At 70.0% G+C, this 22,701-nt stretch carries 15 protein-coding genes and 1 riboswitch; of the genes, 4 read left to right on the top strand and 11 right to left on the bottom strand.

Annotated features, from left to right (window positions below; genetic code table 11):
* Positions 1–72: 72 nt before the first annotated feature.
* The 3 genes from RF701_RS14475 (at position 73) to RF701_RS14465 (ending at position 5,724) form a co-directional block, all read left to right on the top strand.
* Positions 73–1,101 (top strand): alpha/beta hydrolase, encoded by a 1,029-nt coding sequence (locus RF701_RS14475; RefSeq protein ID WP_374758655.1) that lies wholly within the window; start codon positions 73–75, stop codon positions 1,099–1,101.
* On the top strand, positions 1,098–2,270 hold the full coding sequence (locus tag RF701_RS14470; RefSeq protein WP_308815368.1) for an acetyl-CoA C-acetyltransferase: 1,173 nt from the start codon (positions 1,098–1,100) through the stop codon (positions 2,268–2,270). Before RF701_RS14475 ends, RF701_RS14470 begins: the two co-directional genes overlap by 4 nt.
* Before the next feature lie 76 nt (positions 2,271–2,346).
* Entirely contained in the window at positions 2,347–5,724 is a 3,378-nt protein-coding gene (locus RF701_RS14465) for a TonB-dependent receptor domain-containing protein (protein WP_308815367.1), read from the top strand.
* 51 nt (positions 5,725–5,775) lie between these two features.
* On the opposite strand, the gene alr is transcribed toward RF701_RS14465, so the two are convergent.
* The 6 genes from alr to RF701_RS14435 form a co-directional block, all read right to left on the bottom strand.
* Entirely contained in the window at positions 5,776–6,792 is a 1,017-nt protein-coding gene (alr, locus tag RF701_RS14460) for an alanine racemase (RefSeq protein ID WP_308815366.1), read from the bottom strand.
* A gap of 40 nt (positions 6,793–6,832) precedes the next feature.
* On the bottom strand, positions 6,833–7,603 hold the full coding sequence (locus tag RF701_RS14455) for an ABC transporter ATP-binding protein (RefSeq protein ID WP_308815365.1): 771 nt from the start codon (positions 7,601–7,603) through the stop codon (positions 6,833–6,835).
* The gene (locus tag RF701_RS14450) at positions 7,594–8,550 is read right to left on the bottom strand and encodes an iron ABC transporter permease (protein WP_308815364.1); all 957 of its coding nucleotides are present in this window, start codon (positions 8,548–8,550) and stop codon (positions 7,594–7,596) included. The genes RF701_RS14455 and RF701_RS14450 overlap by 10 nt, the downstream gene beginning before the upstream one ends.
* On the bottom strand, positions 8,547–9,347 hold the full coding sequence (locus RF701_RS14445; protein ID WP_308815363.1) for an ABC transporter substrate-binding protein: 801 nt from the start codon (positions 9,345–9,347) through the stop codon (positions 8,547–8,549). Before RF701_RS14445 ends, RF701_RS14450 begins: the two co-directional genes overlap by 4 nt.
* Before the next feature lie 158 nt (positions 9,348–9,505).
* A complete protein-coding gene (locus RF701_RS14440) occupies positions 9,506–11,413 on the bottom strand; it encodes a TonB-dependent receptor domain-containing protein (RefSeq protein ID WP_308815362.1) in 1,908 nt (635 codons plus the stop codon).
* 103 nt (positions 11,414–11,516) lie between these two features.
* Positions 11,517–11,721, bottom strand: a riboswitch (cobalamin riboswitch).
* Between the two features lie 57 nt (positions 11,722–11,778).
* Positions 11,779–13,812, bottom strand: a complete 2,034-nt coding sequence (locus RF701_RS14435; protein ID WP_308815361.1) for a TonB-dependent receptor domain-containing protein — start codon at positions 13,810–13,812, stop codon at positions 11,779–11,781.
* A gap of 157 nt (positions 13,813–13,969) precedes the next feature.
* Between RF701_RS14435 and RF701_RS14430 the strand changes: the two genes are divergently transcribed.
* Complete coding sequence (locus tag RF701_RS14430) at positions 13,970–14,827, top strand: SDR family oxidoreductase (RefSeq protein ID WP_308815360.1); 858 nt, start codon at positions 13,970–13,972, stop codon at positions 14,825–14,827.
* A 59-nt stretch (positions 14,828–14,886) separates the two neighbouring features.
* On the opposite strand, the gene RF701_RS14425 is transcribed toward RF701_RS14430, so the two are convergent.
* From RF701_RS14425 to RF701_RS14405, 5 genes are all read right to left on the bottom strand, one after another.
* Complete coding sequence (locus RF701_RS14425; protein WP_210356945.1) at positions 14,887–15,696, bottom strand: ATP-binding protein; 810 nt, start codon at positions 15,694–15,696, stop codon at positions 14,887–14,889.
* 182 nt (positions 15,697–15,878) lie between these two features.
* The gene (locus RF701_RS14420; RefSeq protein ID WP_308815359.1) at positions 15,879–17,858 is read right to left on the bottom strand and encodes a tetratricopeptide repeat protein; all 1,980 of its coding nucleotides are present in this window, start codon (positions 17,856–17,858) and stop codon (positions 15,879–15,881) included.
* Positions 17,851–19,221 carry a PEP-CTERM-box response regulator transcription factor gene (prsR, locus tag RF701_RS14415; protein WP_210356947.1) on the bottom strand — a complete coding sequence of 457 codons (1,371 nt, stop codon included), beginning with the start codon at positions 19,219–19,221 and terminating at the stop codon, positions 17,851–17,853. Before prsR ends, RF701_RS14420 begins: the two co-directional genes overlap by 8 nt.
* Positions 19,218–21,245, bottom strand: a complete 2,028-nt coding sequence (gene prsK / locus RF701_RS14410) for an XrtA/PEP-CTERM system histidine kinase PrsK (RefSeq protein WP_308815358.1) — start codon at positions 21,243–21,245, stop codon at positions 19,218–19,220. Before prsK ends, prsR begins: the two co-directional genes overlap by 4 nt.
* Positions 21,242–22,630: a TIGR03013 family XrtA/PEP-CTERM system glycosyltransferase gene (locus RF701_RS14405; RefSeq protein WP_210356948.1), complete on the bottom strand. Its 1,389-nt coding sequence runs from the start codon at positions 22,628–22,630 to the stop codon at positions 21,242–21,244. Before RF701_RS14405 ends, prsK begins: the two co-directional genes overlap by 4 nt.
* Positions 22,631–22,701: the final 71 nt, after the last annotated feature.

Below are 22,701 nucleotides of genomic sequence, written 5' to 3'. Positions count from 1 at the left end.
ACGGAGAGGGATGATAGACCTGTGTTTTCTGCGTCGCAACACGGGCCGCGTCCGCTGCCGCTGTTCCTGGCGATGCTGCGCGAGGAAACGCGGGACGATCCCGTGCGCCGCACCGCAGCGCTCGCCGGCCTTGCCGCCTATCAGGCCGCGCCACGCCCCGTTCCGCCGCCGAGCCATCCGGTCGTGGCGAGCGCGGGCCGCGCAGTGCTGCGCGACCATGGCGGCAACGCCGACGCCGGCCCCGCCCCCGTCGTGCTGGTGCCGTCGCTGATCAATCCGCCGGCGATCCTCGATCTCGGCGACGCATCGCTCGCCGCCTTTCTGATCAACCGGGGCCATCGCGTCCTGTCGATCGACTGGGGCGAGGCCACGGCGGCGGACCGCGAGCAGGGTGTCACCGCGCATGTCGAGGCGATGCTGGTGCCGCTGCTGACCATGCTCGATCACCCGCCGGTGCTGGTCGGTTATTGCCTTGGCGGTACGCTGGCGCTCGCCGCGGCCTGCGCGACGCCCGTCGCCGGCCTCGCCACGATCGCGGCGCCATGGTGGCATCGTGGCTATGGCGAGGCAGCGCGCAGCGCGATGCTCGACCTCTGGGATGCCGCCCGTCCCGCCGCCGACGCGCTGGGCGTCCTGCCCATGGAGGCGTTGCAGAGCGGCTTCTGGCGCCTCGACCCGGCGCGGACGATCGACAAATACGTGCGGTTCGGCCGCCTCGCGCCGGATGCCCCGGCGGCGAGGGCGTTCGTCCGGCTGGAGGATTGGGCGAATGCCGGCGCGCCGCTGCCCCTCGCCTTCGCCACCGATCTGTTCGAGGCGTTCGTGGCACAGGACACGCCCGGCCGGGGCCTCTGGTCGATCGCGGGCGCTCCCGCCGGACCGCACCGACTGGACTGCCCCGCAGTCGAATTCGTCTCCACCACCGACCGCATCGTACCGGCCGCCACCGCCGCGGGCCTGGCCGATCGCCGCGACCTGTCGCTGGGGCATGTCGGGATGATCGTCGGTGGGCGGGCCCGCGGCGCGCTTTGGCAGCCGCTGGCCGACTGGATCGGTGCGCTGCCACCCGCTAAAGGCCGCCACACAAGGAGATCGTCATGACCGAGATCGTCATCACCGCCGCCAAGCGCACCCCCGTCGGCAGCTTCCTGGGCGCCTTCGCCGCGACCCCCGCGCATGAACTGGGTCGCGTCGCGATCGAGGCGGCCCTGGCCCAGGCGGGCGTCGACGGCGAGGAGGTATCGGAAGTGATCCTCGGCCAGGTCCTGACCGCGGCGCAGGGGCAGAATCCGGCCCGCCAGGCGTCGATGGCGGCCGGCATCCCCAAGGAAGTGCCCGCATGGGGCGTCAATCAGGTGTGCGGATCGGGCTTGCGCGCGGTCGCGCTGGCCGCCCAGGCCATTCAGACCGGCGACGCGACGATCGTCGTCGCCGGCGGGCAGGAGAGCATGTCGCTCAGCCCGCATGCCCAGACGATGCGTGGCGGCACCAAGATGGGCAACGTCAGCCTGGTCGACACGATGGTCCACGACGGGCTGACCGACGTGTTCAACGGCTATCATATGGGCATCACCGCCGAGAACCTGGCGCAGGAATATCAGGTGACGCGCGGCGAGCAGGATGCGTTCGCCGTCCGCTCGCAGAATCTCGCGGAGGCCGCGCGCGGCTCGGGCCGCTTCGCCGACGAGATCGCGCCGGTGACCGTCAAGGGCCGCAAGGGCGACACCGTCGTCGACCAGGACGAATATATCCGCGCCGGCGCGACGATCGACAGCGTGTCGGGCGTACGGCCGGCCTTCAAGAAGGACGGCACGGTCACCGCGGCCAATGCCAGCGGCCTCAACGACGGTGCCGCCGCACTGGTGCTGATGTCCCGTGACGAGGCGGAGCGGCGCGGCGCCCCGGTCCTGGCGACGATCCGCAGCTGGGCGAGCGCGGGCGTCGACCCGTCGGTGATGGGAATCGGCCCCGTCCCTGCGTCGAAGAAGGCGCTGGAAAAGGCCGGCTGGACGATCGCCGACCTCGACCTCATCGAGGCGAACGAGGCGTTCGCGGCGCAAGCGCTGTCGGTCGGCAAGGAGCTGGGCTGGGACGCCGACAAGGTCAACGACAACGGCGGCGCGATCGCCCTCGGCCACCCGATCGGCGCCAGCGGTGCCCGCGTGCTGACCACCTTGCTCTACGAGATGCAGAAGCGCGACGCGAAGAAGGGCCTTGCGACCCTGTGCATCGGCGGCGGCATGGGGATCGCCATGTGCGTCGAGCGGTGAGGCGCACTCAGGTTAACAACGCACGTCAGGGTCATCCTTACCTGACTGTGACCTGAACGGCACACATAACGTCAAAATGACGTTTACGTCACGATTGGTAAGCCAATTTGACTTGAGTGGCGTCGGACTTGCCGACAGCATGCCCTCGTTAGACAAAAATGTCTCAACAGGGGTACTTATGACACGAATTTCCCGCCTTGCGGGCGCCACGGCGCTCGTGAGCTCCCTGCTTATTGCGTCGGCCGTGTCGGCACAGACCGCCGGCCAGGATGTTCCTCCCCCCAAATCCGGCGAAGCCGCGACGTCACCGACGTCGACGGACGCATCGGTGGAGCAAGCCGAGAGCTCTAACAACGAGATCGTCATCACCGGTTCGCGTATCCGGCTGAGCAATAAATTCGATGCGGCAGTGCCGATTGCGACGGTGACGGCGGAGCAGCTGCTCGGCACGCGCGGCGACATCTCGCTCGGTGACGCGCTCAACCAGCTGCCGCAGATGCGCACGACCTTCAGCCAAGCGAACTCGACCGGCTCGATCGGCACGGCAGGCCTCAACTTGCTCGACGCGCGGGGCCTTGGCCCGTCGCGCACGCTGACCCTCGTCAATGGTCGCCGCGTGGTAACGGCCGTCCCCGGAAGCTACACGCCGGACATCAACACGCTACCGTTCGATCTCATTGAACGTACCGAGCTCGTTACCGGTGGCCAGTCTGCAATCTATGGCTCGGACGCGATTGCCGGCGTCGTCAACATCATTCTCAAAAAGAATTACGAGGGCACCCGTCTGCGCATGCAAGGCGGTGTGACCAGCTATGGAGACCGCGGCAGCTATCTGGTCAGCGGTATCACGGGTTCGAATTTTGCCGATGGGCGAATGAACCTTACCGTGTCGGCTGAATATTCTCGTTCTAATCCCGTGTTTTACGAGGACCGAGACTATCTGGGTGCATTGACGGGTACGCCTGGGTTCATCACGTCGCAAATCACGACCGCCCCTAATCGCAACTTCGACGGCGTGCCGAACACCGCGTTCGTCAGCCGCGGCATCGTTTTCGGCAATCGCTCGATCGGTGGAACGGTCGTCACGTCGTGCCCAGGGACCGCGACAGCAGCCAATGCGGCGCAGCGCGCAGCAATCTGTACCGGTCAAAGCTCGCCAACCGGTAGCCCGCTGGCCTACAATTATCTGTTCCAGCCCGACGGTTCGCTTCTCAAGGATTCACCGACGACCACCGGGTTGGTTGATAACCGCCTGATCGGCGGCGGCATCCTGTTCGGCGGTACCGCGACCGGCGTCGAGGGTGCCATGCTGCTGCCCGGCCTCGACCGCTTTGTGACGAACATCAACCTCAATGGGGACTTCTCGCCGGCGTTCAAACCCTTCGTCGAATTCAGCTTCGCGCAGGTGAAGGCGGAGCAGCAATCGACTCAGCCCAGCTTCACGGGCGGAACGCTGACCAGCACGTTCAGCATCAACAATCCGTTCCTGACACCAGGCGCACGCTCGACCCTACAGACAATCCTCGCACCGGGAGCGACCAGCTTCACGCTCAACCGCTTCAACAACGATATCGGCACCCGCGCGGAATTCCATACCCGCCGGACCTATCGCGGCGTGATCGGTGTCGAAGGCGACATCAGCACCAAGGGCAATCTGCACTACGAGATCGCGGGCAACTACGGTCGCACCGAGAACTTCTATCGCACCGGCGGCAACGTCCTCGTTGCCAATTACGCCAAGGCGGTGAATGCCGCGGTAGCACCGGCGGGCTTCTCCGGTTCTAATTACGTGCTGAACTCGCAAAATCAGCGCGTCGTCTGCGCCGTCAACGCCAATGCCAGTACCGCCGACGATGATCCCAACTGCGTGCCGCTCAACCTCTTCGGCACCAACGCCTTTGATCCGCGTGCGGCGAACTACATCCTCTACACCTCCACTCGCAACCAGTGGGCCGAAGAGATCGACGTAACGGGCTATATCACGGGTAACACCGACGGCTTCTTCCGCCTGCCCGGCGGCCCGGTCGCCTTCACGATCGGCGGCGAATACCGGCGCGAGGATGCCTTCTCGGGCCAGGATCCGGTAACCGCCTCGGGAGCGACCTTCCTTAACCCGGCATCGACCTTCGATCCGCCGGCGGTGAATATCAAGGAAGCCTATGGCGAACTCCGCCTGCCGCTGCTTGCCGACCTGCCGTTCTTCAAGGAATTGACGCTCGAAGGCTCGGCGCGCATTTCCGACTATGGCGGCGCAACGGGTTCGGTCTGGGCCTGGAATGCGGGGGCCAATTGGTCGCCGATCCGCGACGTTTACTTCCACGGTACGTTGTCGCGTTCGGTGCGCGCACCCAACTTGAGCAACTTGTACGCGACGGCTGCGACGACGTTCGCGAGCATCAGTGATCCGTGCGACCAGCCCGGCGGCACCAACTCGGGCAACAACATCACGACCAATCCCAACCGCGCGCGCAATTGTGCCGCGGCCGGCATTCCGACGACCATTACCTTTACCGATCCGGCGAGCGGGACAGTCCTGACCCGCCCGTGGACCAATCAGTCGCCAGCAACGCTTCCGGGCGTGAACCAGGGCAATTCCGCGCTGGTGCCTGAGGTCGGGTATAGCTTTACGGTCGGTGGGGCATACGTTCCGCACCAGATCCCCGGCCTGAGCTTCAAGGTCGACTATTACAACATCCGGGTGAAGAACGTGATCACGGGCCTGACCGGCCAGGCGATCGTCAACCGTTGCTATGACGATCCGGGCGGGATCAACAACCAGTTCTGCTCGGCGGTCTTCCGTCGGACGACCAACGACCCGATCACCAATCAGACCTTCCTGGGCCAGACCGGCCGCACGATCGACCAGTCGCAGTTCACGTTCGCGCAGGCCGGTAACGGGATCAGCTTCATCAACCAGCCGTTCAACTTCGCGGCATTGAAGACGCGCGGCATCGACTTCGAAGTCGGATACAACCACAAGTTCGATGCCGACTATGCGCTGAGCGCGAACCTGCAGGCCTCGTACGTCATCGATCGTCTGTCATACAGCTACATCACCGAGCCGGCGCGCTACGATCGCATCGACAGCACGCTTGGCGATCCCAAGTGGCAGGGACGGTTCAACCTGAGCGCCAAGCTGTCGGCGCTGAACATCGGATACACGGCGCGCTACGTTGGGCGCCAGATTGTGTCGGGCCTGAGCTACGAGACGTTCTTCGCCTCGCAGGGTCGCCCGGCGACCAATCCCGATGCGCGGCCGTTCATCTACTATTCGCCGGTCATTTATCATGACGCGCGGATCAGCGTGAATGCCACAGACAAGTTCCGGTTCTACGTTGGCGTGGACAACCTCTCGAACGAGTTGCCGCCTTATGACCTGACCGGCACCGGCAACGATGCGATCTATCCGAATATCGGTCGCTTCCTGTACGCGGGCGTCGAAGCGCGCTTTTAAGCCTCGCTCAACCTTATGGGCCGTCGCCTCGGCGACGGCCCTTTTTTTGCCCTATCGCCCAAACCGCGCGCCCAGCCCCGTCAGCAGCTCGTATTGCGACACGCCGCTGCGCATCGCCGCCGCCGGCAACGCATAGTCCAGCGTCACCCAGTCGCCCTCGGCGAGCGCCGGACGCGCGGTCACGTCGATCGCGACGAGGTCCATCGACACCCGGCCGATCACGGGCAATGCCCCGCCCTCCCCACTGCCCCGATCCGAAAAGGCGCGGCGATAGCCGTCGGCATAGCCCAGGTTGAGGATCGCGACCTCGGTGTCGTGCGTTGCGGTCCAGGTGGCGTTGTAGCCCACGGTGTCGCCCGCACGGACCGTGCGCCGCTGCAGGATCTGCGCCTCCGGATAGGCGACCTGGCGGATGACGCCCGCAAGGTCGTCGCGGGGCACGCCGCCGTATAGCGCGATACCCGGCCGGACGAGGTCGAAGTGATATCCGCTGCCGAGCGCGATACCCGCCGAGTTCGCGAGGCTCATCCGCCGCGCGCCGGTCACGCCGGCAAGACTTGCGAAACGGTCGCGCTGGCGCGCGTTCATCGGATGGTCCTCGTCCGCGCAGGCGAGATGGCTCATCAGCGTTTCGATGCGCAGTCCGTCGAGCAGGCCGTCGTGCACGTCCTGCGGCGCGACGCCCAGCCGGTTCATGCCGGTATCGACCATGACGTCGCACGCGCCGCCGCCGGCGTCGCGCCAGCGCGTCGCCTGCGCCGGCGTGCTCAGCACCGGCCGCGCCATCGCGGAGCGGGCCAGGTCCATGTCGGCGTCGCGGACACCATGCAGCACCGACAGGTTCGGCAGTCCGAGCCCGGCGAGGCGCTCCGCCTCCGCCCATGTCGCCACGAAGAAGTCGCGGCATCCCGCCGCCGCCAGGTGGGACGCGACGACGGTCGCTCCCAGGCCATAACCGTTCGCCTTGACCGCGGCGCCGCAGGCGGCAGGGCCGCTGATCCGCGCGAGAGCGCGCCAATTGTCCTGCAGGGCGGCGGTATCGAGGCGGAGGCGTAGAGGTGCGGTCACGGCCTGCGCATAAGCCGCGACCGCGCCCGCGTCGATGCCGTCAGCGCGCGATGCGACCGACCGGCACGACGATGCGGCTTTCCGGCAGGCGCGCGACCGTCACGTCGAAGACGGCGGCGATCGTCTCCGGCGACAGGATCTCGGCGGCCGTGCCCGCTGCCGCGACGCGGCCGTCGCGCATCAGGACGACGTCGTCCGCGATGCGCGCCGCCTGCGCGAGATCGTGCAGGACGACCGCCACCCCGACGCCCTCGGCGGCAAGGCCACGCAAGCGGTCGAGCAGGTCGATCTGGTGCGCGGGATCGAGGCTGGCAAGCGGCTCGTCCGCGAGCAGCCATCGCGGCCGCCCGGCGAGCACACGGGCCAGCAGGACCCGCGCGCGCTCGCCGCCGGACAGCGACGCGACCGGCCGATCGGCGAGGTCCTCCGTTTCCGTCGCGGCCATGGCCGCCGCTATGGCCGCGCGATCGTCCTGCGACGGCGCGGCAAAGCGCGCGCGATGCGGCAGGCGGCCGAGCGCGACCAGGTCACCGGCGTGGAGATTCCAATGCACCGTCGCGTCTTGCGGCAGATAGCCGATCGTCTGCGCCCTTTCCCGCGCGCCCATGGTCCCGATCCCGCGGTCCCCGAGCATCACGGTTCCCGTCCGCGGCGGCAGCAAGCCCGCGGCCGCCTTGAGCAGGCTGCTCTTGCCTGCGCCATTGGGCCCGAGGATCGCGGTGACGCGGCCGCGGCGAAGCGCGACGTCGACGCCATGCAGGACCGGGCGGCCGCCGAGCGACACGGACAGATCGCGCGCGATCAGATCCATGCCTGCCCCCTGCGGCGCAGCAACAGCATCAGGAAGAAGGGCGCACCGATTAGCGCCATGGCCACGCCGAGCCGCACTTCCGCCGCGCCCGGCGCGAGGCGGCACAGGCTGTCCGCGACGAGCACCAGCGCGGCACCGCCCAGCGCGCTCGGCAGCAGCAGGTCCGACGGGCGGTGACCGAACAGCGGACGAAGCAGATGCGGCACCACCAGTCCGACGAATCCGATCACGCCCGTCGCGGCGACACCGGCACCGACGCCGGCACCGGTACCGACCATCACCAGCCATTGCAGCCGGTCGACGCGTATGCCGAGCGACCGCGCCGCCGCTTCGCCCAAGGACAGCGCATCGAGCGCGCGCCCGGTGAAGGCGAGCAGCACGATCGACGCGACGAGGAATGGCGCGGCACGGGCGAGGTCGGCCAGCCCGCGATCGGTCAGCGCCCCCATCAGCCAGTCGAGTACGCCCGCCACGGCGTAGGGATTGGGCGCGATCGCGATCAGGAAGGCGGTGAGCGCACCGGTCAGGCTGGACAGGACGGTGCCTGCCAGGATGAAGGCGACGGCGTCCGCGCCCCGCCACGTCAGGGCCATCAGCACCAGCAGCGCGACCAGCGCGCCGGCCATCGCGCCCGCGAACAGCGCGAGGCCGCTCGCCCCGACGTAGAGAATGACGAAGACCGCACCGAGTGCGCCGCTCGACGAGACGCCGAGCACGCCGGGGTCGGCAAGCGGATTGCGCAGGAAGCCTTGCAGCACTGCGCCGGAGAGGCCCAGCATCGCGCCAAGGAGCGCGCCGAGCGCTGCGCGCGGCAGGCGCAGCTCGACGAAGATCGCGCTGGCGGCGGGACTGTCCCATGGCAGCCATTGCTTGCCCGCGACCAACGACAGCGCGAAGGCCGCCGCGACGAGCAGCACCAGCGCGAGGATCCGCCCCGCGCGGTTCACGAAAGGACCTGCGCGCGGACGGCGGCGAGACGGCGCAGCGCAGGGATCAGCGCCGGGCCGCCGCAATTCATCAGGCGACGGGGAAAGCGCGCCTCGACGGTGCGGGCGCCGACGCGATCGAGCACACGGCGCCGCAGGTTCGCCGAACGACCGTCGTCATCGCTGAGGATCACGCGCGGCGGATGGGCGGCGATCGTCTCGATCGGCAGCGCACCGGTGAAGGCGAGGCCATAATCGGCAGCGGCGTTACGGAAGCCGGCGCGCTGCAACAGCGCGTCGAGCAGGGTTCCGCCGCCATTGGCGAGATCGCCGGCGATGAACAGCAAGGCCGGCGGGCGCGGGCCGGTCGCGCGGGGGATGGCGCCATCGATCGCGCGGATCAGCGCCGCGCCGCGCTCGGGCCGGCCGGCGGCGGCGGCGAGTGTCGCGACCTGCGCCTCGCTGGCGGGAATGGTGGCGGCGATGTCGAGCGTCAGCACCTTGAGCCCCGCGCGGGCATAGGCTTCGCGACTGGCGGCGGGGGCGAAACTGTCGATGACGACGAGATCGGGACGGCGCGCGATCACCTCCTCCGCCGTGCCGGACGTCGCGGGCCAACGCCGCGCGAGCGCGAGCGGCATCGAGGTCGCGCCGGGATCATGCGAATAATGACTGACCGCCGCGAGCCGATCCGGCGCGACGACCGCCAGGATCGCGTCGGCGCAGGGATTGGTGGAGACGATGCCCCCCATCCTAGCGGGGGCCGGAGCACAGGCGGCGAGCAGGAGGAGCGCACCGAGCCAGACGCCTGCCGTCACCCCGGCGCCCGTCCTGGGTCCCCGGTGCGGCGGGTAACTCCGTGCGACCGCCTTGTCGCGCGTCAGTTGTCCGGTGGCCGCCGAAACGGGTCCGGGGCCACCGGGCCACCGACGAAGCAGGTCCCGCCACCGCGGGAGCGATGACGGGAACCGGCGCATCACAGCTTCACGCGCACCCCGCCATAGGCCGCACGGCCGTAGGTGCCGTATTCGGCGACCGCCTGGTAGCGCGTGTCCGTCACGTTATCGACCCGGCCGTAGACAGAGAAACGATCCCCAAGCGGCAGCTCGGCGCGGATGGAGGCGAGCGCATAGCCGTCGAGGCGCACGCGATTGCCATAGCTGTCGCTGTCGAAGCTGTCGCCGACGAGCTGCACCGTCCCACCGATACCGAGCCCGAACGGCAGGCGATAGTCGACGACGAACGCCGCCGTCTCCTTGGGCCGACGCAACAGGTCACTGCCGAACGTCGTTCCCGGCGTCCGGTTCTCGCTGTCGATGTACGAGACGTTCGCCGACACGGTCAGCGCATCGACGGGGCGCAGGCCGATCGCGAACTCGACGCCTTCGGCGCGGGTGCGCTGGATATTGTCGTAGACGCCGAACGGCCGGTTGACGCAGATCGAGTTCGCGGTCGTCTGTTCGGCGCGCGAACAGCCCCGGAAATTGATCTGGTTGCGCGTGTCGCGGTGGAACCAGGTCGCGCCCAATGTTGCGCGGCCGTCGAGCAGGGTCTGCTGCACCCCGATGTCGTAATTGGCCGCGGTTTCGGGGTCGAGGCGCGTGTTCCCGTAGGGGCTGTACAATTGGTACAGCGTCGGCGCCTTGAAGCCCTCGCCGTAGCTCGCGCGCAGCACCGTGCCCGTCGCCAGCGCCAGCGCGGCGTCGGCGCCGAACGTGGTGTGGTTGCCGAACGTGTCGTGGTCGTCGTTGCGGACGCCGCCGGTGATCGTCAGCGGCTGGATCGGCTTGACGATCAGCTCGCCATAGACGCTGGTGATGCCGACCGAGCGGCGCAGCGTCGCGTCGCGATAGCGGCTCGTCTCATGCTCCGCGCCGCCGACGATGCGGACCTGGTCGAGCGGCTGGTACTCGCCCTGATATTCGTAGCGCTCCGAGCGGCCGCGGAACGGCGACGGAGTCGCGCCGGGTTGTGCATAGGTGTCGCGGTTGATGTCGGCGATGGTGAAGGCGACGCGGTTACGGAAGGTGCCGAAATTGGCGTGCAGCCCCGCATAACCGTAGAGCTCGTCCGCGGTCGAATAGCTGGGATCGTCCGCGAAGACGTAGAGCGGCGCAGGATAGCCGTCGGTCTGGGTCTTGCTGTTCGCCCAATAGCCGCGCAGGTCGAGGCCGATCTGATCGGTGAAATCGACGCCGACACGGCCGGTCGCGCCATATTGGCGATAGCCGTCGCGCTCCTCGCCGACCGCGGCGGACGAGATGCCGTCGCTGCGCAGATAGCCGCCGGTCAGCGCGGCCGAGACGGCACCCTGGCGACCGGACACGCCGCCTTGCGCATAGAGCGTGTCGGCATAGCCATATTCGACGCTGCCGCGCGCCTTGATCTGCTCGGTCGGCGCCTCGGTGATGACGTTGACGACGCCGCCGATCGCCTGGCTGCCCCAAGGCACCGAGTTGGGGCCGCGCAACACCTCGACCCGCTCCACGCTGGCGGAGAGCAGGTTGGCGAAATCGAACCCGCCGCCGGGCGAGGAGGGATCGTTGACGCGCACGCCGTCGATAACGACGAGCGTCTGTTCGGCTTCCGCGCCGCGCAGCCGCACGCCGGTGAAGCCACCCAGGCTGCCGTTGCGCGTCACGGTGACGCCCGGGGTGGTCGACAGGAGGTCGGCGACGGAGACGGTCTGGCGCCGGTCGATCTCGTCGCGGGTGACGACGGTGACCGCCTGGCCGACCTCATCCGCCCGCTGCGCGGCGCGGGCGGCGGTGACGATGACGTCGTCGCTGCCGTCGGCAGCGGGCGCGACCTGTGCGACGGCAGGCGCGGCGACCGCAACGAGCGCGCATGCGCCGGCGGTGATCAGAAAACGGGTTACGGGCATTCTTCCACATCCTTCGTGTCCCGCGCGCGACCATTCGCACGCGGCGGATGTCGTTCGCTCACGAAGGTCCCCCCTTCGGCTGTCCGGCACACCCCGTCCGCACAGTGGATCGACGGTGAAGGGCAGGTCTCCTGGCTCCCGGGTCGCCGCAATCCCCCCGCCTTCCCGGGCAGGCGCCCAGTGGCATCGTGGAGGGACCGCTATCCGGTCACAGTTGCGGGGGCAGCGCCGGGCTCGTGCCTTCGAAAGGCGCTCACCGGACTTCCCTTTTGACCCCGTCTCCGGGGACCCGTCACGAATGGGCCTTTAGGGGCTCGGGCGGTCGCGCGTCAATCGGCGCGGATCGCGAGCCCCGGACCGGCCCGTTAGAATCCCGCCCGCATCCCCAGCCACAGGGTTCGCGGCGTCGCGCGCTCGACGATGGTGCCGCTGGAAATGCCGGCCTCCACCCGCGCGTCGAAGAGGTTCTCCGCGCGCGCCTCCAGCGCCAGTCTTCTGCGCAACGGCACCGCCGCCGTCGCGTCGAGCGTGGTCGCGGGGGCAAGGCTGCGGCTGTTCTGGTCGTCGTCGAACTGGCGCGCGACATGGCGCAGCGTCGCCGACGCGGCGTACCCGGAGCGGTGCCAGTCGAGTGTCGCGGACACCTGGTCGCGCGGCGTCTGCGCAGGTGTCAGGCCATCGAGCGCCGCCGCCGCGCCGCTCGCCCGCACCCGCGCGTCGACATGGCTCCATGATAGCCGCATGCCGACCGGCCCCGGCGCATAAGCCGCGTCGACCTCCAGCCCGCGGCTGCGGATCGCGTCCAGGTTGCGGCGCACCCGCGCGGCACTCGTCGGTGTCGTGGACAGGGTGACGTTGGCGATCGCATCGTCCAGCCGGTCATCGAACCAGGTCGCCGCCAGGCTGGCGCCGCGCGAGGGAGTCAAAGTCACCCCCGCTTCCGCCCCGACCAGCCGTTCGGGCGCGAGCACGGGATTGGCGGCGGTAACGTCGTTACCGACGCGGAAGGGACGGTACAGCTCGTTGAGCGTCGGCAACCGCCAGCCGCGATAGCCTGCCGCGCGCAGCGTCACGCCCGGCAACATGCGCCACGCGACCCCGGTGCGTCCCGTCCATTCCTGTCCCGAGCGGTCCGGGTAGCGCGCGTCCGTCGACGCCGGCCCGCCAGTGAGCGCGCGTTCGGTCAGGAAGCCGTCGCGGATCGTCCAGCGATCGATCCGCGCGGCGGCGGTGAGCGTCAGCCGGCCGACGTCGACGGCACCGTCCGAGAACAGGCCCGCGGTTGACGACGTCCCGCCCGCGACGCGGCGGCGGGTCGGCCGGCCCGCGGCATAGGCGAACAGTTCCTGCGTCCGCCCGTCGACGTGGCGGACATCGGCGCCGAGCCGCAGGTCGATGCCGCTGCCCATCGGCGGCCTCAGCTCCAGCCGCGCGCCGGCGCCGGTCGCGGGCGTGCCATATTCATCGAGCGTCTGCGTCGCGCTTGTCCTTGCCGCATCGAGGGCGGCGAAGCCCGACGCGAAATCGCGCGTCTGGAGATAGGCGAGCGCCGACCAGCCCCAGTTGCCGCGTCCGACGAGTCGCAGGCTGGCGTCCGCGCCGCGCGAGCGGTTGGCGGTGAAGGCCGTGCCGCGTTCGCGGGTGTCGGTGAAGCCTGCGACATTCGCCTGCAACTCCGTCGCCGGGGCAACGCGCACGACGGTGCGCACCGCGGCAGAGGCCTGTTCATAGGGGGCGGCGCGATCGATCGGTCCCCGATCCTCCGGGACGATGGGCACGAAGCCGTCGCCGCGGGCATAGGCGGCCGAGAGGGTCGCGAAGCCGTCGTCGCGGACCAGTGCCGCCGAGGCGTCCGCCGCGACCGAGCTGCGGCTGCCGTAGAACAGGCTTCCGGCGGAGGGCGGCAGCTGATCGGGTGTGGCGCTGGACAGCTCCACCGTTCCCGCCAGCGCGCCGGGGCCGGCATAGCCGCTGCCGCCGCCGCGCGTTACGCGCACCTGCCCCAGCCTGCCGAGCGCATAGGCCGGAAACGCGACCCAGCCGCCGAACGGATCCGCCTGCGGCACGCCGTCGAGAATCAGCAGCGCGCGGCTCGCCGCATTGCCGCCGAGCCCGCGCAAGGTGATGCCCTGGCTGGTCGGATTGGCGCTACGCGAGTCGGCGCGGCGGAACTGCTGCAGGCCCGCGATGTCGGACAACGCACCCTCCAGCCTTCCGCCGGCATTCTCCAGAAGGCGATCGCGGTCGATCGTGACGGTTGCGAGCGCATCGTCGCCGGGCGAACCGGCAAGCCCGCGCCCGGTGACGACGATGTCGCCAGCCCCCTCGCCCGCACCGGCGGTCTGGGCGAGGCAGGGCGTCGCGACGATCGAGACGGCAGCGAGGGCAAGGGCGCGCATGGACCAGTGCCGGAGCCCGAATGGGCGTCGAAGACAAGACCTTTCGCAGGATGCGCGCGGGGGCCGTGCGTGAAAACTGGCCAATTTCGATCAACCTGCCGGAACGGCGGCGCTGCCCGTGCGGTTCGTCAGGCCCATCCGCCGCAAGAGACACGCCATGACCGATCGCCCCACCCCGCCCTACCCCGCGCAGCAGCAGCCCATTCCCGGCCGCACCGATGCGATGGACCCGCGTCCCGACCATGGCGAGGACAGCTATCGCGGGTCGGGCAAGCTGGAGGGCCGCAAGGCGATCGTCACCGGCGGCGACAGCGGAATTGGCCGCGCGGTCGCGCTCGCCTTCGCGCGCGAGGGCGCCGACGTGCTCGTCGCCTATCTGGACGAGCATGACGATGCCGCCGAGACCAAACGACTGGTCGAGGAGGCCGGGCGTCAGGCGGTGCTGGTGCCCGGCGACCTGTCCGATCCCGCGCACTGCCGCACGGTGGTGGATCGGGCGGTCGACGCGTTCGGGCGCATCGACGTCCTGGTCAACAACGCCGCGCACCAGCAGACGTTCGAGGCGCTGGAGGACATTCCCGACGAGGAATGGCAGCGCACCTTCGCCACCAACATCCATGCGATGTTCTATCTCGCCAAGGCGGCGGTAGGGCACATGGGCGAAGGCGCGTCGATCATCAACACCGCCTCGATCAACGCGGTGAAGCCGAAGCAGACGTTGCTCGCCTATGCCACAACGAAGGGCGCGATCCACAATTTCACCAGCGGCCTGGCGCAGATGCTCGCCGAGCGCGGCATCCGCGTCAACGCGGTCGCGCCCGGCCCCGTCTGGACGCCGCTGATCCCGTCGACCATGCCGGACGACCAGGTGAAGAGCTTCGGCCAGGAAACGCCGATCGGCCGCGCGGCGCAGCCGGCGGAACTGGCCCCGGCCTATGTCTATCTGGCCAGCGACGGCGCGAGCTACACGACGGGCGCGACGATCCCGGTGACGGGCGGCACACCGTTCATGTGAGGGGCGCGGCGGGGTGGGGGTGCGGGCCGGCGCCGCTTCCGCGCACGGAGATCAAACCCCTAGACCGCCTTCCCCTCGCGCCCGGCCAGCTCGACGACATATTGCCATGCGACGCGGCCGGATCGACTGCCGCGGCGCGTCGCCCATTGCACCGCGTCGGCGGGATCGAAAGGTAGATCGTGCGCCTCGGCATAGCCTCGCACGATCGTCAGATAGCCGTCCTGGTCGACGACGTGGAACCCCAGGCTGAGACCGAACCGGTCCGCGAGCGCGAGCTGGTCGTCGACCGAATCGCGCGGATTGATCGCGCTCGACTGCTCCGCGATGTCGCGCACGATCAGGTGGCGGCGGTTGGAGGTGACGATCAGCCGGGCATTGGCGGGCCGCGCCTCCGCGCCGCCTTCCAGCAGCGATCGCAGGATGCGCGCGTCCGCCGCGGCATCGAAGCCGAGATCGTCGAGGAAGATCGCGAAGGCGCGCGGCAGCGCCGCCAGCGCCGCGAACAGATGGGGCAGGTCCGCCAGACGGTCCGCCGCGACCTCGACCAGCGCGACGGGGGCGCCGTCCGCCTGTACGGCGCCGACCGCCGCCTTCACCAGCGCCGACTTGCCGGTGCCGCGCGCACCCCAGAGCAGGACGTCCTGCGCGGCGTGGCCGGCGGCGAGGCGCGTCAGATTGGCGACAAGCGCCGCCTTTTGCGCCTCCACGCCACGCAGCATCCCGAGCGGCAGCGGTGCGAACGCGCGGGCCGCGCCCAGTACGCCGTCGCGCCACACATAGGCGGGGTGGGCTAGCGGATCGGCCGCCGGCGGGGGCGGCGGCGACAGCCGCTCCAGCGCGGCGGCGATACGGTCCAGGGGATCGGCCATGGGCGCGCGGTACAGCAAGACGCCCGAAAGCTGAACCTTCGCGATGTGATCGGAATAATCGGCAATCCAGCAAGGCTGGATCGGGGCGGTGCCGGCCCCTACACCCAGCCTAGGGTGAGAACCGGTACCGCTTCCGCGCAGGTACATCAGACCCTTGTCCGGCAGCGAGACCGTCGGCGGCCTCAGGCCTTCAAAATGCGCCGGGCGTGGTCGGCGATGACGGAATCGCGCGGGGCGAGGGCCAACGCCTTGGCGGCGAGCTGGCGCGCGCCGTCGATCTCGCCCGCCGCCGCGAGCGACACGGCATAGGCGTCGCACACGCTCGCGTTCATCGGCTGCAGGCGATAGGCGGCACGCGCATAGACGCGCGCGACCGCGCCCTCGTCCGCGGCCGCATAGGCGTAGGCGAGATCGGCCAGCAGGCCCGCGTCGCGGTCGCCGACGAGCCGGCGCACGTCTTCAAGCGTCTCGATCGCCGAATCCGCGTCGCCGGCCAGCACCTGCCAATGGCCGAGCAGGCGCGCCGCGACGAGGCTTTGCGGGTTCTGCTGGCGGTAGAGCGACAGGGCCGCGGCCGCCGCGCGCGGGTTGCCTGCCCGGCCCCAGGCGTCGACGACGCGCAGCATCGTCGGCTCGTCGAAGGCCAGGTCGGCGGCACGCGCATAGACGGGCGCCGCCTCCGCGTAACGACCACCGATCGCGAGCGCGTCGCCGAGCGCGAGCAGCGGCGCCGGGCTACCGGGCGCGCGCGCGACCAAGGCCCGCGCGCGGGCGACCGCCCCCGCCACGTCGCCCTGCGTCAGCTGCGCGCGGATCACGCCCAATATGTAATTGGGGTCACCGGGCGCGGCGGCGGCATCGGCGACCCGCGCCGCGACGCCCTGGTCGCTGGCGAAGACCGCCGACGGGCCGCGCGTACCGCTGGCGGCGCGGTCCAGCAGCATCGCCGCGCGGACGCGGTCGCCGCTGCGTTCCTGCGCACGTGCCGCGAGCGTCAGCGCATAGGTATCGGCATCGGCGCGCGCGACGACGGGCGCCAGAGCGGCGATCGCGCCGGCTGCGTCACCCGAGCGGAGCAGCGCCGCCGCGAGGAGACGCCGCATGGTGACGTTGAGCGGCTGCGCGACCGCGAGTTGGCGCCAGGCGTCGATCGCCCGCTCATAGCGGCCGCCGCCATAGGCGACTGCGCCGGCGGCAAGCGTCGCGCCGGGCAGGTCCGCGCCGCCCGCGCCCGCCCGCTGCAAGAGGTCGCGGGCAAGGTCGGCACGACCGGCACGGGTGGCGAGGATCGCCTGGAGATAGAGCGGCGCGATCGCATCCGGCCTCGCCGCGAGCGCGCGCCGGCTGGCGGCGAGCATGTCGCGATAACGGCCCGCGTCGCCGAGCGTCGCGGCATATTCGACCAGAGCGGGATAGAAATAGGCGTCGCGTTGCAGCGCCGCCTCGAACCAGGGCAGGGACGCGACGAGGCCATAGCGCGTCCGCATCAGCTGCGCCGCGAGCGTCAGCACCACGGGGTCGCCGGGCCGCAGGCGCAGGGCATGGGCGCTCGCATCAGCGGCGGCGGCGACCTGCCCCGCGTCCAGCCTGATCCGGCCGAGTGCCGCCCAGGTCTCGCCATCGTCCGGTCGCGCGGCGAGGCGATCGAGCAGCAGCCGCGCGGCTTGCCCGACGTCGCCCTGCAGCGCCAGCGCGCCTGCCCGCGCACGGAGGGCGAGCACATCGCCATGCGGCAGCGGCAGCGCGACCACGCCGCGAGCATCGCCCTGCAACAGCCGGGCGGCGGCGAGATGCCCTGCCAGGCCCGGCGCGCCCGCAGCGCGCGCTCGGCTGAGCGCTCCTTCGGCGGCGTTGCCGTCACCCAGCCGGAGATAGGCGTCCGCGAGCAGGCGTTGCGCGGGCACCGATTGCGGTGCGACGCCGAGTACGCGCAAGGCATGATTGCGCGCGGCGCTGTAATTGCCCAGCGCATAGGCGCGGCGGGCATCCGACAGCGCACGCTGCGGATCGACGGGGGCGGGGCGGCGGACGATCAGCGCCGCCGCTGCCGCGGCGATGCCGAACAGGACCAAGACCGCGAGCAGGCGTACCGTCCGCGCGGACGGTGCGGCCCGGCGCTTTCGCCGACGCGGGCGCAGCATCGGATAGACCGCTTCAGCCATGAAGGTCGTAGCTCTTGAGCAGGTCGTAGAGCGTCGGCCGGCTGACGCCGAGCAGGCGCGAGGCGCCCGAGATATTGCCCTCCGCCTGCGCCAGCGCCTGACGGATCGCGCGCCGGTCCGCCGCCTCGCGCACGCTGCGCAGGTTGAGCGGCACCGGCTCCTGCGACCGGTCGGCAAGGTCCAGGTCGGCGGCGGTCACCTGCTTGCCGTCGGCCATGATCACCGCGCGCTTGACCCGATTCTCCAGCTCGCGGACGTTGCCGGGCCAGCCCCAGCTGCCGATCGCGTCGATCGCATCCGGCGCGAGGCCCGCGACGGGCAGTTTCATCGCCGCGGCATGACGCCGCACGAACTGGCGCGCGAGCAGCACGGCGTCGCCGGGCCGCTCGACCAGCGCCGGGATGCGCACGACGATCTCGGCGAGCCGGTAATAGAGGTCCTCGCGGAAGTCCCCGGACGCGACCATCGCATCGATGTCGCGGTGCGTCGCGCAGACGATGCGCGTGTCGACGGCGATGGCCTTGCGTCCCCCGATCCGTTCCAGCGTCCGTTCCTGCAGGAAGCGCAGCAGCTTGACCTGCAACGCGAGGGGCACGTCGCCGATCTCGTCCAGGAACAGCGTGCCGCCCGCCGCCATCTCGATCTTGCCGGGCGTGGTCTTGACCGCACCCGTGAACGCCCCCTTTTCATGCCCGAACAGCTCGCTCTCGAGCAGCGTTTCGGGAATGGCGGCGCAATTGATCGCGACGAACGCCCCGCGTGCGCGTGGGGAGGCGTCGTGCAGGCCGCGCGCGAGCAGTTCCTTGCCGGTTCCGCTCGCGCCGAGCAGCATCACCGATACGTCCGCGGGGGCGACGCGTTCGACGGTTCGCACGACGCGCGCCATCTCGTCGGACGCGTAGATCAGGCCGCCGAAGCTGCTGGCACCCGCGTCGGCCCGCTGCGCCAGACGCCGGTTCTCCGCTTCCAGAGCCTGAACGTGGAACGCGCGCGCGACGATCAGGCCCAATGCGTCGATGTCGATCGGCTTGGCGTAGAAATCCCACGCACCCCGGTCGATCGCCATCAGCGCGCTGTCGCGTGCGCCATGGCCCGAGGCGACGATGACCTTTGTATCCGGTTTGGCGGCAAGTATCTCGGCGAGCAGGGCGAAGCCTTCGCTCGTCCCGTCGGGGTCCGGCGGCAGGCCGAGGTCGAGCGTAACGACCGAGGGCTCGTGGCTGCGCAGCGCTTCCATCGCCTCGGCACGGGTCGCGGCGGTGACGATCTGATAGCCGTCATAAGCCCATCGCAGCTGGCGCTGCAGCGCGAGATCATCCTCCACGACGAGGAGAACCGGCATGGGATCGGCGTGCCCGCTCATGCCGCCGCCTCCGCCGGCGCGGCGAGCGGCAAGGTGACGGTGAAGCGGCTGCCCTCGCCCTCGCGGCTGGTCACCGCGATGGTGCCGTCCATCGCCGCTGCGAGCTGGCGCGCCTCATAGGCGCCGATGCCGAACCCGCCGGGCTTGGACGAGGCGAAGGGACGGAACAGCCGGTCCCGGACAAATGCCGGACTCATGCCGCAGCCCCGGTCGGCGACGACGATGGTGACGCACTCGTCCGCCTCCGCGACCTCGATCATGACGGGGGCGTCGGGCGCGCTCGCCTCCAGCGCGTTCTGCACGAGATGGTCGAGCAGTTGTTCGAGCCGGCCCGGATGCGCGCGCGCGACCCCTGCGCCGCGCGCCTCGACCGGATGCTGGGCACGGCGGCGGCGCGCGATGCGCGCCGCAAGCGCCCCCGCGTCGACCGGCTGGAGCGCCTCGGGCTGGCTCAGGTGATGCTGCGACAGGCGGGACAGGAGCGCATTCATGCGGGCGGCGGAATCCTGGAGGGTGGCGATCATGTCGGCACGAAAGGCGGGGTTGTCGGCATGACGTTCGGCGTTGCGCGCGACCAGACTGACGCCGCTGACCAGATTTTTGATGTCGTGCAGGATGAACGCGAAGCGGCGATTGAATTCGTCGAACCGCGCCGCCTCCGCCAGTGCCACGTGCGCGCGCTCCTCGGCGAGATACCCCGCGGCCTGACGCCCGGCGATGCGCAGCAGGTCGAGGTCCTCCCAATCGAGCGACCGGTCCACGGGCGGTCGTGCGAGCAGCACCGCGCCGACGAGATCGCGCCCATGCAGCAGCGGCACCAGCGCCCAGGCATCCGCCTGCGCCCGCATCCAGTCGGGGACGACCGCGGCTTCTTCGACGGGGGCGAGCCCGCCGCGCACCTCGTCCAGCGCGACGATCCGCTCGCTGCCGGCGAGATGGGCCGCCAGCGCCGCGTCGGCGTCGCCCGGGGCGGACCAGTTCCACGCCGCGTCACGCTCAAGCCCCTCGCCCGCCGCGACCAGCAGCAGTCCACCGGGCGAATCGGTAAGGTCTGCCAGCGCTCGCACGACGCGCTGGCCGAGCGGTTCGCCGCTGCCGGGGGCGCCGAGCCGCGCCGCGAACCGCTGCCATTCGACCCGATAATCGTACCGGTGGTCGAAGAAATGCTTGGCCAGCTTCACCTTCGCCCACGCACGCAGCCACGGCGCGGTCAGCACGGTGCCGAGCGCGGCGGTGGCGCCGCAGACGATCGCGGTCTCCGCGATCCGCGCATGCGTGCCCGCCAGTCCTTCCGCGACGCGCAGCAGAGCGAGCGTCAGCGCGACATACAGAAGCACCGCGAAGCCTGACAGCAGGCGAAGCGCCCCGCCATGCGACACGGTCAGCGTCCGGTCCGACGCCATCGCCGCGGGCAGCATCAGCGCGGCGACCGCGACCATGCCGAAGCCGCGCATCGCCACCATCGCGTCCGGCCAGCCGTCGAGGCCATAGGCGAGGACGGCAAGCGCCAGGTCCATCGTCCACATGCCGGCGAGGGCGATCCCGGGCAGTAGCGCGGCCGATCCGCCGATCGCCGCGACGCGGGTTGCATATTGATGGCAGAGCATCAGGCCCAGCAGCGCGCCGACCATGCGGGCGGCAAGCCAGACGCCGCCGACGGCCGCCGCGACATCCGTCCCCAGCGGCAGCGTCTGGAGCAGGGCGAGCACCACGGCGCCGGCGTTCACCGCGGCAGTGACCAGATACAGGGCCGTCAGCGCGACATTGCCCGCGCGCGCGCGGCGGACCAGATACCATAGCAGGGCGAGCCAGGCGACGTTGCGAAGGCTTTCCGCCAATGTCGTCACCGGATCGCGTGCCGCGATCCCCGCCACCGCGAGCGCCCAGAGCGCGGTGAGCCCGAGCGCACTCGTCAGCCCCACGCGCGCGGGCAGCGACGCCGGACCGCGCGCGACCGCCACGGCGAGCACGCCGAACGCGAGCGCGGCGATCGCATAGCCCCACAGGATCAGCGCGAGCGTCACCGCGCCCCCGTCGGCCAGATCACCACGCGGAGCGTCTGGAGGAGGATCAGCAGGTCGAGGAAGGGCGAATAATTCTTCGCATAATACAGGTCGTATTCGAGCTTGTGGCGTGCATCGTCGATCGAGGCGCCATACGGATAGTTGATCTGCGCCCAACCGGTGATGCCGGGCTTCACCATATGCCGCTCGGCATAATAGGGTAGCTGATCCTCCAGCTGCGCCACGAACTGCGGGCGTTCGGGACGCGGGCCAACGAAACTCATCTCACCCTTCAACACGGTCCAAGTCTGCGGCAGTTCGTCGATGCGCACCTTGCGGATGAAGCGGCCGATCCGGGTGATGCGGGGATCGTCCTTCTCCGCCCACACCGCCTGCCCGGCGACTTCGGCGTCCTGCCGCATCGACCGCAGCTTCAGGATTTCGAACGGCTGGTTGTACAAGCCGACGCGGCGCTGCCGGTAGAAGGCGGGGCCACGCGATTCAACCTTGATCGCGATCGCGGCGACCACGATCAGCGGCAGCGTCAACGTCAGCAGCAACAGGCTGGCCGCGATGTCGAACGCCCGCTTGACGATGCCCGATACGATCCGCCCGGATGCGAAGCCGTCTGAGAAGATCAGCCACGACGGATTGACGGAATTAAGGTCTATTCGCCCGGTCTCGCGCTCCAGGAAGGTCGATATCTCGCACACGGCGACGCCCGTGGTGCGTACACGCAGAAGATCCTTGAGCGGAAGCGCGTTGCGCCGTTCCTCCAGCGCGAGCACGACCTCGGTCGCGCGCCGGTCGATGACATGCGCCGCGAGGTTGGGAATGTCGGCGCGCGCGACCGCATCGTCGACCGCGACGCCGGATTCGCCCATCGCGACATAGCCCGCGACGATGACGTTCGATCCCGGGCGGCGGGCGAGTTCGCCGATGCGCGCGGCCCGGGGTCCTGCCCCGAGGACGATGATGCGCCGCTTGAAAGTGTCGCCGCCGAGCGTCCGGCCGAGCAGCGCGCGCACCGTGACGAGCAGCACGATCGCGACCAGCATCGCGTAGAACAGGTTCGACCGCCAGAACGTCAGAGCGGGCACCAGGAAGAAGATCAGCGACAGGAAGAGCACGCCGAGTCCGATCGCGACCGCCAGCCGCGCCGCGGCGAACCGCAACGACAGGAACGAGGCGACGCCATAGGCGCCCACCGATACCAGGGCGACCTGCAACGCGACGACGAAGCTGAGTACCTGCGGGATGCGCGTGGTGATCGATCCGGCCGCCATGCCGATCTGGTGCGCCCGGATGACCCAGCCCGCCTCGGCGGCGACGAGCAGCAGCAGGGCGTCGACGACCCCCAGCAGCAGCACCGCCTGCGGCACATAATGTTTGAAAAGGCGGATCACCGATCCGGCCCCCGGCTAGCCCGCGCGATCCGCTTTGGTGTAAGCTTTTCCGACACGTTCCTCGATTGGCA

Source organism: Sphingomonas sp. GV3, from assembly GCF_031082075.1.
Taxonomy (GTDB): domain Bacteria; phylum Pseudomonadota; class Alphaproteobacteria; order Sphingomonadales; family Sphingomonadaceae; genus Sphingomonas; species Sphingomonas beigongshangi.
The sequence above is the reverse complement of the archived record's forward strand: the minus strand, read 5'-3'. Positions and strand labels throughout refer to the sequence as shown.